The 14506-nt window shown below is 69.3% G+C and carries 10 protein-coding genes, 1 tRNA gene and 1 pseudogene; 2 read left to right on the forward strand and 10 right to left on the reverse strand.

All coding sequences use genetic code 11. The features are described 5' to 3' along the window. Positions 1-18 precede the first annotated feature (18 nt). From E4099_RS01470 to E4099_RS01505, 8 genes are all read right to left on the reverse strand, one after another. Positions 19-4293: a non-ribosomal peptide synthetase gene (locus E4099_RS01470; protein ID WP_135337038.1), complete on the reverse strand. Its 4275-nt coding sequence runs from the start codon at positions 4291-4293 to the stop codon at positions 19-21. Beyond that, on the reverse strand, positions 4280-4537 hold the full coding sequence (locus E4099_RS01475; protein WP_135337039.1) for a phosphopantetheine-binding protein: 258 nt from the start codon (positions 4535-4537) through the stop codon (positions 4280-4282). Before E4099_RS01475 ends, E4099_RS01470 begins: the two co-directional genes overlap by 14 nt. A gap of 56 nt (positions 4538-4593) precedes the next feature. Further along, positions 4594-6186 (reverse strand): long-chain-fatty-acid--CoA ligase, encoded by a 1593-nt coding sequence (locus tag E4099_RS01480; protein ID WP_135337040.1) that lies wholly within the window; start codon positions 6184-6186, stop codon positions 4594-4596. A 73-nt stretch (positions 6187-6259) separates the two neighbouring features. Continuing rightward, positions 6260-6802: a (2E)-enoyl-ACP glycyltransferase gene (gene scoD / locus E4099_RS01485; RefSeq protein WP_135337041.1), complete on the reverse strand. Its 543-nt coding sequence runs from the start codon at positions 6800-6802 to the stop codon at positions 6260-6262. Next, entirely contained in the window at positions 6799-7689 is an 891-nt protein-coding gene (scoE, locus tag E4099_RS01490) for a (3R)-3-[(carboxymethyl)amino]fatty acid oxygenase/decarboxylase (RefSeq protein WP_135337042.1), read from the reverse strand. Before scoE ends, scoD begins: the two co-directional genes overlap by 4 nt. 28 nt (positions 7690-7717) lie before the next feature. Continuing rightward, positions 7718-7954 (reverse strand): acyl carrier protein, encoded by a 237-nt coding sequence (locus tag E4099_RS01495; protein WP_135337043.1) that lies wholly within the window; start codon positions 7952-7954, stop codon positions 7718-7720. Then, the gene (locus E4099_RS01500) at positions 7951-9048 is read right to left on the reverse strand and encodes a beta-ketoacyl-ACP synthase III (RefSeq protein WP_386389043.1); all 1098 of its coding nucleotides are present in this window, start codon (positions 9046-9048) and stop codon (positions 7951-7953) included. Before E4099_RS01500 ends, E4099_RS01495 begins: the two co-directional genes overlap by 4 nt. 83 nt (positions 9049-9131) lie before the next feature. Beyond that, positions 9132-10535, reverse strand: a complete 1404-nt coding sequence (locus E4099_RS01505; RefSeq protein ID WP_135337044.1) for an MFS transporter — start codon at positions 10533-10535, stop codon at positions 9132-9134. Positions 10536-11466: 931 nt separating this feature from the next. Between E4099_RS01505 and E4099_RS34770 the strand changes: the two are divergent. Continuing rightward, positions 11467-12487, forward strand: a pseudogene (locus E4099_RS34770) (heavy metal translocating P-type ATPase); the annotation flags it as partial. Positions 12488-12617: 130 nt separating this feature from the next. Continuing rightward, positions 12618-13040 carry a copper chaperone PCu(A)C domain-containing protein gene (locus E4099_RS01525; RefSeq protein WP_167828258.1) on the forward strand — a complete coding sequence of 141 codons (423 nt, stop codon included), beginning with the start codon at positions 12618-12620 and terminating at the stop codon, positions 13038-13040. 58 nt (positions 13041-13098) lie between these two features. On the opposite strand, the gene E4099_RS01530 is transcribed toward E4099_RS01525, so the two are convergent. Together E4099_RS01530 and E4099_RS01535 are read right to left on the reverse strand one after the other, a co-directional pair. Beyond that, positions 13099-13851: an aspartyl/asparaginyl beta-hydroxylase domain-containing protein gene (locus tag E4099_RS01530; RefSeq protein WP_135337047.1), complete on the reverse strand. Its 753-nt coding sequence runs from the start codon at positions 13849-13851 to the stop codon at positions 13099-13101. Positions 13852-14320: 469 nt separating this feature from the next. Further along, a tRNA-Leu gene (locus E4099_RS01535) sits at positions 14321-14405 on the reverse strand. Between the last annotated feature and the right edge of the window lie 101 nt (positions 14406-14506).

The following is a 14506-nucleotide window of genomic DNA, read 5'->3' on the forward strand; positions in this document are numbered from 1 at the left end:
CTCCGGGTTCCCGAGGAGTCAGAGCTGCCGTTCGCCGGGAGCCGGCAGGATTCCCGATTTCACGCAGTGGTCCAGGTAGCGGAATACCAGGGCGCGATCGGCCGGCGGGCAGGAGATACCCGTGCCTTCCAGACCGCGCAGCACGTTGTCCGCCCTGACGTGCCCCAGCCCCAGGTCCGGCCCGGTCGCGTCGGCGCTCCCGCCGGTGAAGGAGTCGAAGAACGCCCCGGTCGTGGCGGCCACATCGGCCGACCGAGGCAGGTCCGTCCGCCACCGCGGCAGCGGCATCCGGGTGACGGCGTAGCCGTACTCCTGGACCCAGTCGTACAGGTCGGCCAGGCGGATCGGGGGTACGGGCGCGTGGTTGAAGACCGTGCCGGGGGCGCCGGTCAGGGACAGTCGTACGACGGCGCGCGCGACGTAGTCCGCGGGAGTCCAGACCTCCGCCTCGAACAGGTCGGGCACGATGCCGGCCGGGATGCCCGAGGCCAGGACGCTCCACAGGAAGTCCCGGCGGTTCACCTGGCCGGTGTCCGGCGCTCCCACCACGCGGCCGAGCCGGTGCACGGTGACCGGGAGCCCACGCTCGGCCGCCTGTTCGGCCAGACGCTCGGACGCCCACTTGGACTGCTGGTAGCCCCGGACGAGCCCGGGGTGGGGCGGGAAGAAGGCTTCGGGGACTTCGGGGCTCTGGCTACGGGCAGGGGCGACGGAAAGGGTGGATACGAGGTGGAACGGAATGGAACGCGTCGACGCCATCCGCAGCAGCTGCCGGGTGGAGTCGGTGTTGGCGGCGCGCAGACTGGCGTATTCGCGCATGATGCTGACCGTCGCCGCGTTGTGGAAGACGGCGTCGCAGGTCTCGGCGAGTTCGGCCATCCGGTCGGCCCCGAGCCCCAGGTTCGGGCGGGTGAGGTCCGCGGGGACGGCGGTGATCCGATCGGCGCAGGCCGGGAGGGGGATCTGCTGGTCGGCCAGGGCCTGATGGATCCGGTCGGCGGCCTCTGCCGGGCTGGCCGCGCGGACCGGACAGATGATCTCGGCGTCCGTGGCCGCGAGAAGTTCGGTCAGCAGATGGGGGCCGACGAAACCGGTGGCCCCCGTGAGCAGGACGGTGCGCGGCGCGTCCGGAGTACGGGCAGGTGCGACGGGCCGGATGTCCTCCTCCAGGGTGGCGTCGGCGCGGACGCCGTCCAGGAGAGCCGTCGCGGGTGCCGCGTCGGAGCGGTGCTCCAGGTGGCGCGCGAGCTGGGCGGCCGTGGGGTGCTCGAAGAGCCAGGCGACACGGACCTCCCGGGCCAGTTCGACGCCGAGCCGGTTGGCGACCTGGATCGCCTGGAGTGACTGGGCGCCGAGGTCGAAGAAGTCGTCGTGCGGCCCTATCCGCTCGGCGCCGAGGAACTGGGCCCACAGGCGGGTGATGGCCTCTTCCAGGGAGCCACCGGTCGTCTCGGCCGCGGGACTCTGTTCCTCGGTGAGGGCGGTCAGGGCGTTCCTGTCGATTTTCCCGGTGCTGGTTCGGGGCAGCCGGTCGGTGAATCGCACGATGGACGGGACCATCGCCGCCGGCAGGAGTGCTCGGAGGTGTTCCCGTACGTCGGCGGCGGTGGGGGCGGGGGCGTCCGCGACGACGTGGGCGGCCAGTCGGCGTGTACCGTCCGGCAGCACCTGTCCGACGACGGCGGTTTCGCGGACGCGCGGCTGGGTGAGCAGGGCGGCCTCGACCTCGGACGGGTGGACGCGATGTCCGCTGATCTTGAACTCGTCGTCCGCCCGTCCGAGGAATCGCAGTCCACCATCCGCGCCCACTCGCACCAGGTCACCGGTGCGGAACGCCCGTGGGCTGCCGGGCAGTCGGGTGAGCGGGGCGAACCTGGCGTTGTCCGCCGCCTGGGCGCCGCGGTAGCCGCGGGACAGCGCATCGCCGATGAGGTACAGCTCGCCATCCATGACGGCGGCCCGCACGCCGGGCAGCGGCACCCCGATCGGTACGTCTCCGGGGGCGGTCGTCTCGTGGAGGGCGGCGACGGTGGCGACCACGGTGGCCTCGGTCGGGCCGTAGGTGTTGAACAGCCGCACCGATGCGCCGAACGTGGCCTGCCAGCGCTGGACACGCTCGGGCAGCGCGGCCTCTCCCCCGATGATGACGGTGTGCACCGTGGCGGGAAGCGCGGCGGCGGTGCCGGTGGAGACGGTGTAGGCCAGCTCGTGCCAGTAGGCCGTGGGCAGGTCGAGGACGCTGATCCGCAGTCGGTCGCAGGCGTGCAGGAATCCTGGTACCGAATCGGTCATGTCGGAGGTGCGCACCACGAGGGTGGCACCCGCGCACAGGGTGAGGAAGATTTCTTCGACGCTGGCGTCGAAGTGCAGCGGTGCGAACTGCAGGACGCGGTCCTCACGGCGCAGTCCGTAGCGCTGGGTGGCACCGGCGACGAAGGCGGACAGCGCGCCGTGGGTGATCTCCACGCCCTTCGGGCGGCCGGTGGACCCCGAGGTATGGAGGACGTAGGCCAGATCCTCCGAGGCACCCGACGGCGGAAGTTGTGCCCGGATGCCGGGGTCGGCGTCCGGCGCGTCCAGCAGCAGAATGGGCTGCCCGGCGAAGCGGGCGGCGTTCGCGCTGGTGGTCACGGTGACGGCAGGCTGCGCACTGTCCAGGAGCGCCTTCGTCCGCGAGTGTGGTGCGGTCGGGTCGAGCGGGCAGTACGCGGCGCCGGACAGCAGCACAGCGAGGATGGCCCGGACGGCGTCGATACCGCGCGGTACGGCGACGGCGACAAGCGCTCCGGGACCGATGTCCCGCGCGGCGAGCCGAAGTGCGAGATCCCGGGCGGAGCCGAACAGCTCCGCGTAGGTGACGCTCCGGCCGTCGTGCTCCACGGCGATGACGCCGCCGGACCGGGCCGCGTGGCCGGCGATGAGGTTCAGCACCGGACGGGCTGGGCGGGGAAGCGGACCGCCGTCCAGCACGGTCGTCTGGAGACGTCGCGGGCCGATGGCCCGATCCGGCCCGGCGACGGACTCACGCAGCAGGGTCAGCAGCCCCTGTTGGTGCTCGGCCAGATCCGTCTCGTCGTACAGGTGGGGGTTGGCGTCGACGGCGATCCGCAGGCCGGCTCCCTCGGCGCGGTCGTAGACGTTGACCGACAGATCGTCCACCGGCCCTGCGGACACGTTGTGGACCGTGCTGTGGTGTCCGGCGAACCTCAGGTCGTACTCGAACGGCATGATGTTCACGCCGGGGCCCGACAGACGGCGTCGGCCACCGAGCAGTTTGAGGTCGCGCCGCAACTGCTCGTAGCGGTAGCGCTGGTGCGGCAGTCCGGCCCGGAGCTCCGCGGACACCCTGGCGGTCAGGTCGCGCAGGCTGTCCCGGTCGTCGATCGCCACGCGCAGCGGCAGGATGTTCCGCACCATGCAGGGAACCCGCAGCGAGACCGAGCCGAGGCGGCCCATGGCGGGCAGGCTGAGGACGGTCTCGGGCGCTCCGCTGATCCGGTGGACGTAGGCGGCGGTGACGGCCAGCAGTAGATCGGACCAGGTCACCGACAGCTCTTGGGCCACGGTGCGCAGCCGCTGCGTCTCTTCGGGGTCCAGGTCGACGATACGTCGCAGGAAGGTGCGGGCCGGTAGGGCCTGGCCGTCCGTGAGGCTGACCACCGCCGGCCGGTCCGCGAACCGCTCGGTCCAGTACGCGCGGTCCTTGGCGAAGCGTTCCGAGGCGCGGTAGGCGGCCTCCTCCTGCCGCACCGACTCCAGGGTGCCGAAGCCGCTCTCGCCGAGGGGCTCGTCCGCCACCAGAGCGGTGTAGACCTGCGCCACGCGGCGTGCGACCAGGGACAGCCCGAATCCGTCGAGGGCGATGTGGTGGACGCGGTGGTACCAGAGGTACTCGTCGGGGGCCGTGCGCAGCAGGGCGTGGCCGAAGACGGGACCACGTGCCAGGTCGACGGGGCGGGCCAGGTCGCGGGCCATCCAGTCGAGGGCGGTCCGGCGCGGGTCCGCGGCCGTGGTGAGGTCGGCGATGTGCGGGTCCCACTCGATGTCGGGAACGCTCAGCTGCCGTGGGCGACCGCTGTCGTCCACGACGAAGCGCACGTTCACGGCCTCGACTTCGGCCACGGTGTGGCGCAGGGCCTTCTCGAAGGCCGTCGGGTCCACCGCTCCGTGGATCCGTACGTATTCGGCCGTGTTGTAGGCGGGACTCTCGGGGTCGAGCTGGTGGCCGGCCCAGGTGCCTTCCTGCGCGGCCAGCAGCGGCCGGTGCTCGCCGACGCGGTCAGGCGTCGCCATGAGCGGCTCCCGCCAGGCGTTCGGACAACAGCTGCCACCACTGGGAGAAAGAGGTGCGTTCGGCGAGTTCCACGAAGCTCACGTCCGCGCCGGCGGCCCGCCACCGCTCGACCAGCGTGACGATGCGCAGCGAGTCCAGACCCGCGGACAAGGGGTTCTCTTCAAGGTCGACATCATCCGGTTGCTGGTGCAGGAACTCCGCCAGATCCGCGCGGAAGACGGTCGGCGTCAGGGGCTCAGGCATGGTGTTCTCTCTTGATAGCTGCACGTTGGTGGCTGGGTTCTGCGGCAGGCGCAGGGTCAGTTGACCTTGCGTTCGGAGTCGTTCCAGAACCGGTCTCGCAGTTCCCGCCGCAGGATCTTCCCGCTCGGATTGCGCGGAACATGGTCGATGAACTCGTAGTGGGCGGGCAGTTTGAAACTGGCCAGGCGGCTCGCGAGGAACCGGTGCATGTCCCGTGCGGTGGGCTGCTGTCCGCGGACGGGTACAACGAAGGCGTGCACCGCCTCGCCCCAGCGTTCGTCCGGCGCTCCGACGATCACTGCCTCCGCCACGCCGGGGTGGCGCTCCAGGACGTTCTCGATCTCGGCGGGGTAGACGTTCTCGCCCCCGACGAGGATCACGTCCTTGATACGGTCGCGGATGAAGATGTAGCCGTCCTCGTCGATGTATCCGGCGTCGCCGGTGTGGATCCACCCGTCGACGAGGGTCTCGGCGGTCTTGTCAGGCAGTCCCCAGTACTCGACCATGCGGGCCGGGGTGGCCAGGCAGATCTCTCCGATGCCGCCCGGCTGCAGTTCGCGACCGTCCTCGGCGATGGCCTTGGCCCGCACTCCCGGGTAGGGGTGGCCTGCGGCCTTCATCCTGGGATGCCCGGGGATATGGTCTGCGGGCGGGAGGCACACGGCCGTGTTGCCGGTCTCGGTCAAACCGTAGATCTGCGCGAACTCGCTGCCGAACATGGCCAGGCTCTCTTCGAGGAGGCTCTCGGAGATCGGCGACCCGCCGTAGACGATCTTGCGGAGGGTGGTGAAGTCGTCCGGCTTGATGCCGGGTTCGCCCAGCATCATGCGCAGCATCGCGGGGACGACGCAGGCGGTGGTGACGCCCTGCTCGCGAATGAGGTCGATCGCGTCGGAGGACGCGAAGGCGCGCATCGCCACCACCGTCGTGCCGGCGTTGAAGTTCTGGGTGGCCCACCACAGTCCGCCGACGTGGAACCCGGGGATCCCGACCAGCGCGACATCGCCGACACGCCAGTCGATCCAGTCGAGTTGTCCGGCGGCCAGGGCGTCGCGGATGGCGAAGAAGCTCCGGTGGGCCAGGACGACGCCTTTGGGAAGACCGGTGGTACCGCTGGTGTAGATCTGGGCGACCGGCGTGTCGGGGCGGGCCGAGGTGGCCGGTTCGATCTGGGGGTGTTCTGCCTTCCAGGCGGCGTAGCCGTCGGACCTGCCGAGCCGGACGACCGTCTTGGGCGGCGCGGTCGGCAGCCGGTCGAGGAGCGGTGCGAACTCCTCTTCCAGGAAGAGCACCTCGCTGCCGGAGTCCTGGAGGATGTGGCTGACCTCGGGAGCGGTCAACCGCCAGTTGATGGGTACGAGGACGGTCTCGCTCTTGGCGCAGCCGAAGAGGATCTCGTAGTAGTGCTCGGACTCCTTGCCGAGATAGGCGACCCGGGCTCTGGGGCCGGCTCCGGCGGCGTGGAGGGCATGGGCTACACGACTGCTCTCGGCGTGCAGCTGCGCGTAGGTGAGGGTGCGTCCCTCGCAGACGACGGCGGTGGTGTCGGGTTGCCGTGCGGCGTGAAGGCGCGCGGTGTCGACCAGGGTCCTGAGATCGGGGTGGTGGAGCCGTGCGCCGGCTGTCCTCCGTGTCGACGGTTCGGCCATGTGAGGATCCTGTCTCTCGGTCTTCCGGGGGCGTGCCGCCGAGCGCGGCGGCACGCCGAGGCCGGTCGCTGGTTCAGGGGACGTTGACGAAGGCGAGCTTGATCGTGCCGTCACACCGGCCGCCTGCCTCGTCCCAGTACCGGTAGGAGGTGTCGGCGACGAGGAGCGGCTCACCACCCGGCGCACGCCGCTGCACGGAGAGGAAGGTGAGCTCGCCGAAGAAGGATCGGGCGTTGATGGCCCGTCGGTAGTTGCCGCTGAACCGGGCGATGAGGATGTCGGGCAGCTGATGCCGCCAGTAGTCCTCCAGCGTCCAGTCGGCGAACGCCTCCAGCAGGCCCTCCTTCACCGCCTTGGCGACGGTGTAGTACATCATCTGGTTGTAGCTGATGTTGACTTCAACGGCATTGAGGTGACCGGTGTCGTCGATGTAGCAGGACTCCGGAATCGCCAGTTCACAGCGCGCCGTCACCAAGCCGGAGTCGGTGCCGACCACGGCTGACTGCAGGTACTTGCAGTGCGCCTTGTAGGGGCGCAGGACCTGGGGCAGGAGCTCTTCGTCGTTGACGTAGTGCCGTAGCGGCGGACGCGCTGTCTTCGGAGCCTGCTCGCTCATGCGGTCGCGGTCTCATCGTAGAGCTTGCGCTCGTCGTGCACGGTCACCCGGAAGGAAACGGCCGGCTCCGGGGTCGTGGTGTGCCGGGCACGGTGGACGAGGCTGCGGTTGTCCCAGAGCAGCAGATCGCCCTTCTCGAAGGTCTGCAGGTGGATGTTGGGGTGGCTGAAGGTGTCGTCGAGCTGACCGGTCGCGTCCAGAAGGCGGTGGAGCAAGTCCGTTTCCAGCGGCTTGCCGTGCTCGTCCTCGATCCCGATGGTGAAGCCCTCGCTGATGTACAGGACGGTTTCACCGGTCATCGGATGGGTGAAGGTGGTGGGCTTCACCACCGGCGGGGTCTTGGTGTCGACCTCCTCGATGATCTCGGAGATCGGCCGGTAGACGTCCGAGGGGCGAATCTTGAAGTACTTGCGCACCGAGTGCCGGGAGAAGGTCCCGCCCGCCTCCTTCTTCAGGTCGTCGGACAGTCGCTCGTAAGCCTTCCCCATGTCGATGAAGTAGGTTCCCCGGTTCTTCTCGGGGACGACCTGGGGGTGGATGAAGGTGAGCCCGAAGGGGTCCGGCATGAACTGGTAGTCGGCGTGCCAGAACTTCCCGGTCTTCGGAACCCCTATCTGCTTGCCGTCCTCCGGCACGTTCGAGGAGACGAACACCTCTTCGACCTCGGGGTGCTTGTACATCGGCTCGTAGTAGGTTTCCGGGCGGCCGAACCGCTGGGCGAGTTCGAGGAGCTGGCGAGGCGTCAGGTGCTGGTCTCTCAGGACGGCGATCTTCTTGTTGTAGACGGTCTCCTTGATGGCGTCGATGTCCGCCTGGGAGGCCGTCGCGTACTCGAAGCCCACGACGGTGGCGCCGATGTCCTGGCCGATGCGTTCCGTGATCTCCATGTTCCTGCTCCCTGTGGTGTGGTTGCGGTTACTGGGCGAGCTTCGCGTCGATGAGCTGGGTGGTCGCTGCGAGGGTGAGGTCCTCCTCGAGCTCGTTGTCCTCGATACGGATGCCGAGGTCGCCTTCGATGCGCAGGCTGATCTCGACCAAGGTCAGCGAGTCGACGTCGAGTTGCGCGAAGGTGACGTCAGGCCTTATCAGGTCGGCCGGCGGGTTGTGCAGCTTGGTGACGATCTCGACCAGCTGGTCGTAGGTGGATGTCATGACTGCTGGGTTCCTCCGATGGTGTACGGATGGTCGGTCCGGGAAAGGGCGGGCCAGGTCAGGAGGCATGACCCCCAGGTGAGTCCGCCGCCGAACGCCGTGATCAGGACGCGTTCGCCCGGCTGGAGGGTGGTGCGGGTGGCCGCATCGGCCAGGGCGAGCGGAATGGATGCGGCACCGGTGTTGCCCACGGACTCGACGTTGGTCACCAGCCGTTCCGGGGGCAGTCCGAGTTCGTCCGCCACCGTGCGCAGGATGCGCAGGTTCGCCTGGTGGGGGACGAAATGGTCGATCTCGTCGACCTTGCGGTCGGCCAGGGTGAGCGTGGCGCGCGCGGAGGCCGTCATGCGGGTGACCGCGTGACGGTAGACCTGCTTGCCGCACATGGAGAAGTAACGTTCCTGTGGGCTCACCGGTCCGGGCGTCGAGCGCTGGCGTGAACCGCCGGCCGCAACCATGATCAGCTCTTCGCCGGCGCCGTCGCTGCCGAGGTCGAAGTGGCCCACGGCACCCTGCTCGTCGGCGCGCCCGGCGCGCAGGACCACGGCTCCGGCTCCGTCTCCGAAGATGATCGCGTTGGTGCGGTCCCGCGGATCGACGATGGTGGAGTACGTGTCCGCGCCTATCAGCAGAACACGCTCGGCCACACCAGCGGTGATCAGGCCCGCGGCCGAGGCCAGCCCGTAGACGAAACCGGTGCAGACGGCGCTGATGTCGAAGGCCGCCGCCCCCGTCAGGCCGAGCCTGCCGGCCACCAGCGGGGCGGTGGCGGGGCAGAGGCGGTCCGGAGTCGTCGTGGCTACCACGACGGCGTCCACCTCTCCGACGCCGGCGGACCGCAGCGCGCGGCGGCCCGCCTCCACGGCGAGATCGGAGGTGGCCTGTCCGGGTTCGGCGAAGTGGCGTCGGCCGATTCCCGTGCGCGTCCTTATCCAGGTGTCGCTGGTGTCGAGTCGCCGGGAGAGATCCTCGTTGGTCACGAGGATCGGAGGCAGCCAGCCCGCCAGCCCGCACAGGACTGCGGCCCGGGCCGGAGACGCGGGTGGCGGAGGTGGCGCGGCGGACAGGGTCGGGTGCGTGGGCGTGCTGGACACAAGGGCTCCTTGGTGCTTCTGGGCGTGCGGATTCGAGGCCAGAAGGGGGCGGCCGGGCCGTGCTGTGAGGCGCGTGGGCGGTTTCAGTCGCCGGCGCGTCGCCGAAGGGGCAGGAGCGCCACGGCGCCGAGGCAGATGCCGGCGACGATGATGTGGACGGCGTCACGGATCCCGTCGAGTAACTCGGCGGTGGTCAGACCGTGGCGTCCGGTGCCGGTGACGGCGACCAGAACGGCCAGCCCCACGGCGCTGCCCACCTGCAGCGTGGTGGAGGCCAGTCCGGACGCGATGCCCTGGTCGGCTGCGGGTACGCCGGTCGACGCCGCGATCCACATGCCCGTCCAGGTGGCGCCCTGCCCCAGGCTCAGCAGCACGATTCCGGGCACCAGACGGAGGTAGAGTCCGTCGGCGCTGAGCGAGAGGGCGAGCAGCGCGACGCCGACCGCGCCCAGAGTCATGCCGCCCAGCAGGGCGGCCCGTACGCCGAAGGCGCTGACGACTTTCTCGCCGGCCTTCGTCCCGACCGCCACGACAACGGCGGGCAGCAGGAACGCTACTCCCGTGCCGAGCGCGCCGTAGCTGCGGACCGTCTGGAAGTAGAGGGTCAGGAAGTATGGCAGTGAGCTGAACGTGGCACTGAACAGAGCGGTCAGCGCCATGGCGCCGAGCAGGCCGCGATGGCGGAACAGGTGTCCGGGTGTCAGCGGTGCTCTGGCCCGTGTCTCGACGAAGACGAAGAGGACCAGCGAGATCACCGAGAGCACCGCGCACATCAGGACGCTCCGGCTGCCCCAGCCGGCCTCCGGCGCATGGACAAGGACGAAGACCAGCAGGGTGATACCGGCGGTCGCGGTCAAGGCACCCGGCAAGTCGAAGTCCCGCCACCCGCTCACCGCCCCGTCAGGTGGGAAGAGGAAGCTCCCGGCCAGTGCGATAGCGCCGGCCAGCGGCACGTTGACGAGGAACACCGCCGGCCAGTCGAAGGCATCGACGAGCACCCCACCGAGCAGGGATCCGAAGCACAGTCCGCCGGCCCCCGCGGCCCCCCAGACGGCCAACGCCCGGTTCCGGTCGGGGCCCTCCTCGTACAGCGTGTTGATCAGCGAGAGGGCAGCGGGGAACAGCAAGGCGCCGCCGACGCCCTGAACAGCGCGCATGCCGACCAGGATGCCGGCCGATCCAGACAACCCTCCCACCAGGGACGAGACCGCGTACAGCAGGGCCGCCAGAACGAACATCCTGCGCCGCCCCAGCAGGTCGGTGGCCCGGCCGCCGAGGAGCAGCAGCCCTCCGGTCGCCACGACATACGCGCTGACCACCCACTGGAGGTCCTGACCGGAGAACCCCAGCCCCGCGCCGATCCTGGGAAGAGCGACGTAGACGATGCTGTAGTCGAGCGAGATGACCAGTTGCGCGGCAGCGAGGACCAGCAGAGGCAGCCCGAGGCGCTGACCGGGTGGCGTGGACGATGACTTCACTGCAGGCATGGCGCAACTAGCTCCCTCTGGGAACCGCAGGTGAATAGAGGCGAACCGTGCTGTGCGGGTGCGCGGCGTCTTCAGATGGTTTCGTGACCCCACCTGTCGCGGCGACCCCCGGATCGTGGCTCACTCCGCGCGCCTCGACAAGCACTGTCTAAGCAATTTCGGACTGGCTCGCCAACCGATTGCCGGAGTCGATCACACAATTCGATCAGTAAGTGAAAACGAGACTTTCAATGCCTCAGGGCGCCGGAAGAAAGGCGGAGGTGATCGCACCTTCCTGGCCGTCGGCGGCAGCCGTACACCCTGCGCCCAGGTGGCGACTCCGCACATCCCCGTTCGATGACGCCACGGTTTTACACGCACAGATTCGGCCTACTTGATCCCTGGGCAACTCGTCATGGATGGCCGATTCCAGCGCCTTCCGTAGGGGGTTCATATCGCCTTCGGTATTGTTCCGGCCAATCCGGAGTCCGAGATTTCCCAAAAGCGCGAACCGGCCTATCTATGGGCAGTCGGATGGGCGGGTGGCATGGTTCCCGGCCCTCGGGAAGTTTTTTCTCACACCCGCCGGGCACATGTCCACCCCACATAACCCTCTCCGGTATGCCTTCAGATGCTGACCGCCGCTGAACCCTCGGAGGAGTCCTGGTGCCGTTACCCGTTTCCCGGAAGCGGGGTTTCGTCGTACCACCCGCCCTGCTGGGATTCGTCCTGCTGCTCGTGGTGGCCTCGCTCTCCTGTGCCGTCGGGCGTATGGCGGGGCCGGTGGCTCCTGGCGCGCACGGGAAGGCGCCCCGGTCCCCGCGAGACGGTGGTCCCGGGATGTCGGACACGCACGGCATGGGTACTGTCGGCGCCGGAGCGCGGGTGAACCCATGACCTACGCCGATCACCCCGCAGCGGCGCGCGGAGAAACTCTGACCACCGCCGTCGGATTCCGGCCTCCGGCCTCCGCACGGGGCAGGACTTCGTGGTACGGCTGGGAGAGAAGATCGCGACGGACGGAGTCGTGACCCGAGGGCGGCTCCGCCCTGGACCTGTCGCTCGTGACCGGCGAACACTCCGGCGGAGGTAGGCCCTGGATCGGGACGGCGGAGGTCGCCGTGCTCGTCGTCGCCTGCCCCTGTGCGCTCAGCCTGGCCACGCCGACCGCCTTCATGGCGGCGACCGGACGCGGTGCCCAGCTGGGAGTACTCACCCACCGCCTGGAGGCCCTGGAGCGGCTGCGGCACATCGAATGCGTCGACGGACACCGGGTCGCCGTGGGCCGACCGCGGCCGGGCAGTGCCATGCCGGACGGTCTCCAACAGGCCCTCGACCGTGCCGCTGCCCTGGCGTGCACCGCCGTGGTCGTGGAGGTCGACGGATGCCCCGTCGCCGTCCTCGCTGCGGGCGACACTCTGCGTCCCTCCGGTGACGCGGCCGTCCGACAGCTGCGCAAGCTGGGCGTCGAGCCGATCCTCGTGACCGGTGACGGCCCGGTCGCCCCACGGGCGGTGGCCGAGCAGGTGGGATCGAGGAGGTCCACGCCGCCGTCACCCCGGAGGGGAAGGCGGATATCGTGGCAGAGCTGCGGCCGGAGGGGCGCAGGGTGGCCGTCATCGGCGACGGGGTCAACGACGCCGCCGCGCTGGCCTCGGCCGGCCTGGGCATCGCGATGGATGGCGGCACGGACGCGGCGATCGGGAGCCGCCGACATCACCCTGGTGCGTGAGGACACGCAGGCGGTGGCCGCGGCCGTACGGCTCACGCGCCGGACGCCGGGCACCATCCGCGCCAGCCTTGCCTGGGCTTTCGGCTACAACGCGGTCACTGTCCCCCTGGCCGCCACCGGCTGGCCCAACCCGGTGTTCGTCGCGCTGGCCATGTGCGCCAGCTCGGTGCTCGTGGTCCTCGACAGCCTGCGCCTCAGGGCCGACTCACCAGCCCCGCCGCTCCGCCCGGACCGCGGGCGAGGGCTCGACGTCCGCACCGGAGGGAGTCCGATGAGCTCTGTGTCCGGGCACCTCCACGACGGGCTCCGCGCTCTCCTGACGCCGCCTCGTCCGCGCACCCCGTGCCGTGGCCGCGCCTCTTGGTGCCTGCGTGACGGCCCTCGTTCTCCTGGACGCCTACACGGCGACGGGTGCGGCCGGCGATCCCGCGGCGAGGATCAGCGTCGCCAACGGCCGTGTCTTCGTACCGCTCAGCACCGAGTCGACCGCGGCGTTCTTCGGCATCAGCGACACCGGGGCCTGCGAGGACCTCCTGGAGTCCGTCTCCTCGACCTCGCTCAGGGTCACCGTGCCCAGCCGGAACGTCTCGAAGGATGGCGTGGGTCGTATGGAGGCCGCCGGCCCCCTCACCATCCCCGCCCGGAGCCGGGTGCGCCTGACCCCGTTCGATGTCGGCATCATGGTCCTGGACCCGCCGAAGCCGAACGCGGGGGACCGGGTCGGCATCGACCTCTGGTTCCGCTCTTCCGGCCTGGTTCATTCCGAGGCGGTGGTGGTTCCGGCTCGGTGGTAGCCCATCTGCCGGCGAACAGAAGGCGGCGTGACAACGGAAACGGAAGGGGCCGGTCGGCTCAACTCTCGCCCATCTGCTTGCGGATCTCGGTGATGAGCGCGACGAGCGCCTTCCGTTCCGGAACCGTGGTCTCGGGGTGCCACAGGTCCACCAGCAAACATGTGCGCGGGCGGGTCCCGCGGTTCCACGCCTCGTGTTCGAAGGAGTAGTCGAACAGCAGGCACTTACCCTCCTGCCAGGACCGCCTCTCCCCGGCGACGGTGATGGCGCACTCCTCTGGAACGTCCACCGCCAGGTGCAGATTGATGCTGAAGTTCCACAGATCGCAGTGCGGAGCGATCGCCGCCCCGGGCAGCAGGGTCGAGAAGTGGCACTCCAGCAGGGGGCACAGGGTGCCGGTGTCGACGGCATGCTCCTTGAGCACCGCGAAGGCGGTCGGGACGGCATCGGCCGCCCCCTGCACCAGCCCGCCCTTACGGTACAGATAAAGAGCCTGCCAGTCCGACTGTCGCGTGAGGTAATGCTCGTAGTCCGAGAACGCACCTCGTCGTCCTTCCCAGGCCGCCGCCAACTCCTGCTTGATGGCGGCATGGTGGGCTTCGAAGGCGTTCACAACCGGCGCCACTTCGGGATGGCCGTACGGATCGTGCCAGGGCTGCTGCGAGATTCCCGGCAAAATCCATTTGGCGCCCTTCTGCAGGGGGTGCCGTTGCTGCCTGCCCGCCTCCAGCATCTGCTCGACCCTGGCGATCGAGTCCGGTCCGTGCTCACTCCTGATGGCGGCGAAGGCATTCTCTATCTCCGGGGTCATAAGGTCTCCAGGATGTATGCTCCACGGTCCCGTGCGTACCGCGCGGAAGGTACCCAGGACCTACCCCGGCTGTCCGGAGAGACTGCGTCAGAGGAAATCAGCATGGGAGCACGTTCCATGACAGGCATGGCCTGATGCGCCGCTCCGTGCTTCATATGCCTCGAAATCCTGATGGCCGTCGGGAACCGGAAGGCCCGCGAGACCGACTACCGCTTGACCCGGATCTCGCTTGAGGGGTCCGCCAGCTCACCGGTGGCCTCTTTCCGTCGCTCCGAGCGGTCAGCTGCCGCCTCACGAGGTCGGCCAGATGGTCAAAGCGCTGGGCGACATGACCGACCGCCTTCAGGCAGCCGAGCCCCAGCGCAAAGCACCCCTCTATGTCAGCCTCGGCCGGCAAGTGCCCTATGACGCGAAAACGCGGATCGTGACCGTTGAGTCACAACCCGCGCCTGTCATGTGCGTAACTGCGTGTCCGAGGGGGGACTTGAACCCCCACGCCCGATAAAGGGCACTAGCACCTCAAGCTAGCGCGTCTGCCATTCCGCCACCCGGACCAGGTGTCTGCCGTTCGGCCGTGGCCGTTCCGACGTGGAAAACCATAGCAAACTTCCGGACGTGCTCGATCACGCGAGCGGGGAGGGCGGGGGTCGTGTGT

The organism is Streptomyces palmae (genome assembly GCF_004684805.1).
GTDB lineage: Bacteria > Actinomycetota > Actinomycetes > Streptomycetales > Streptomycetaceae > Streptomyces > Streptomyces palmae.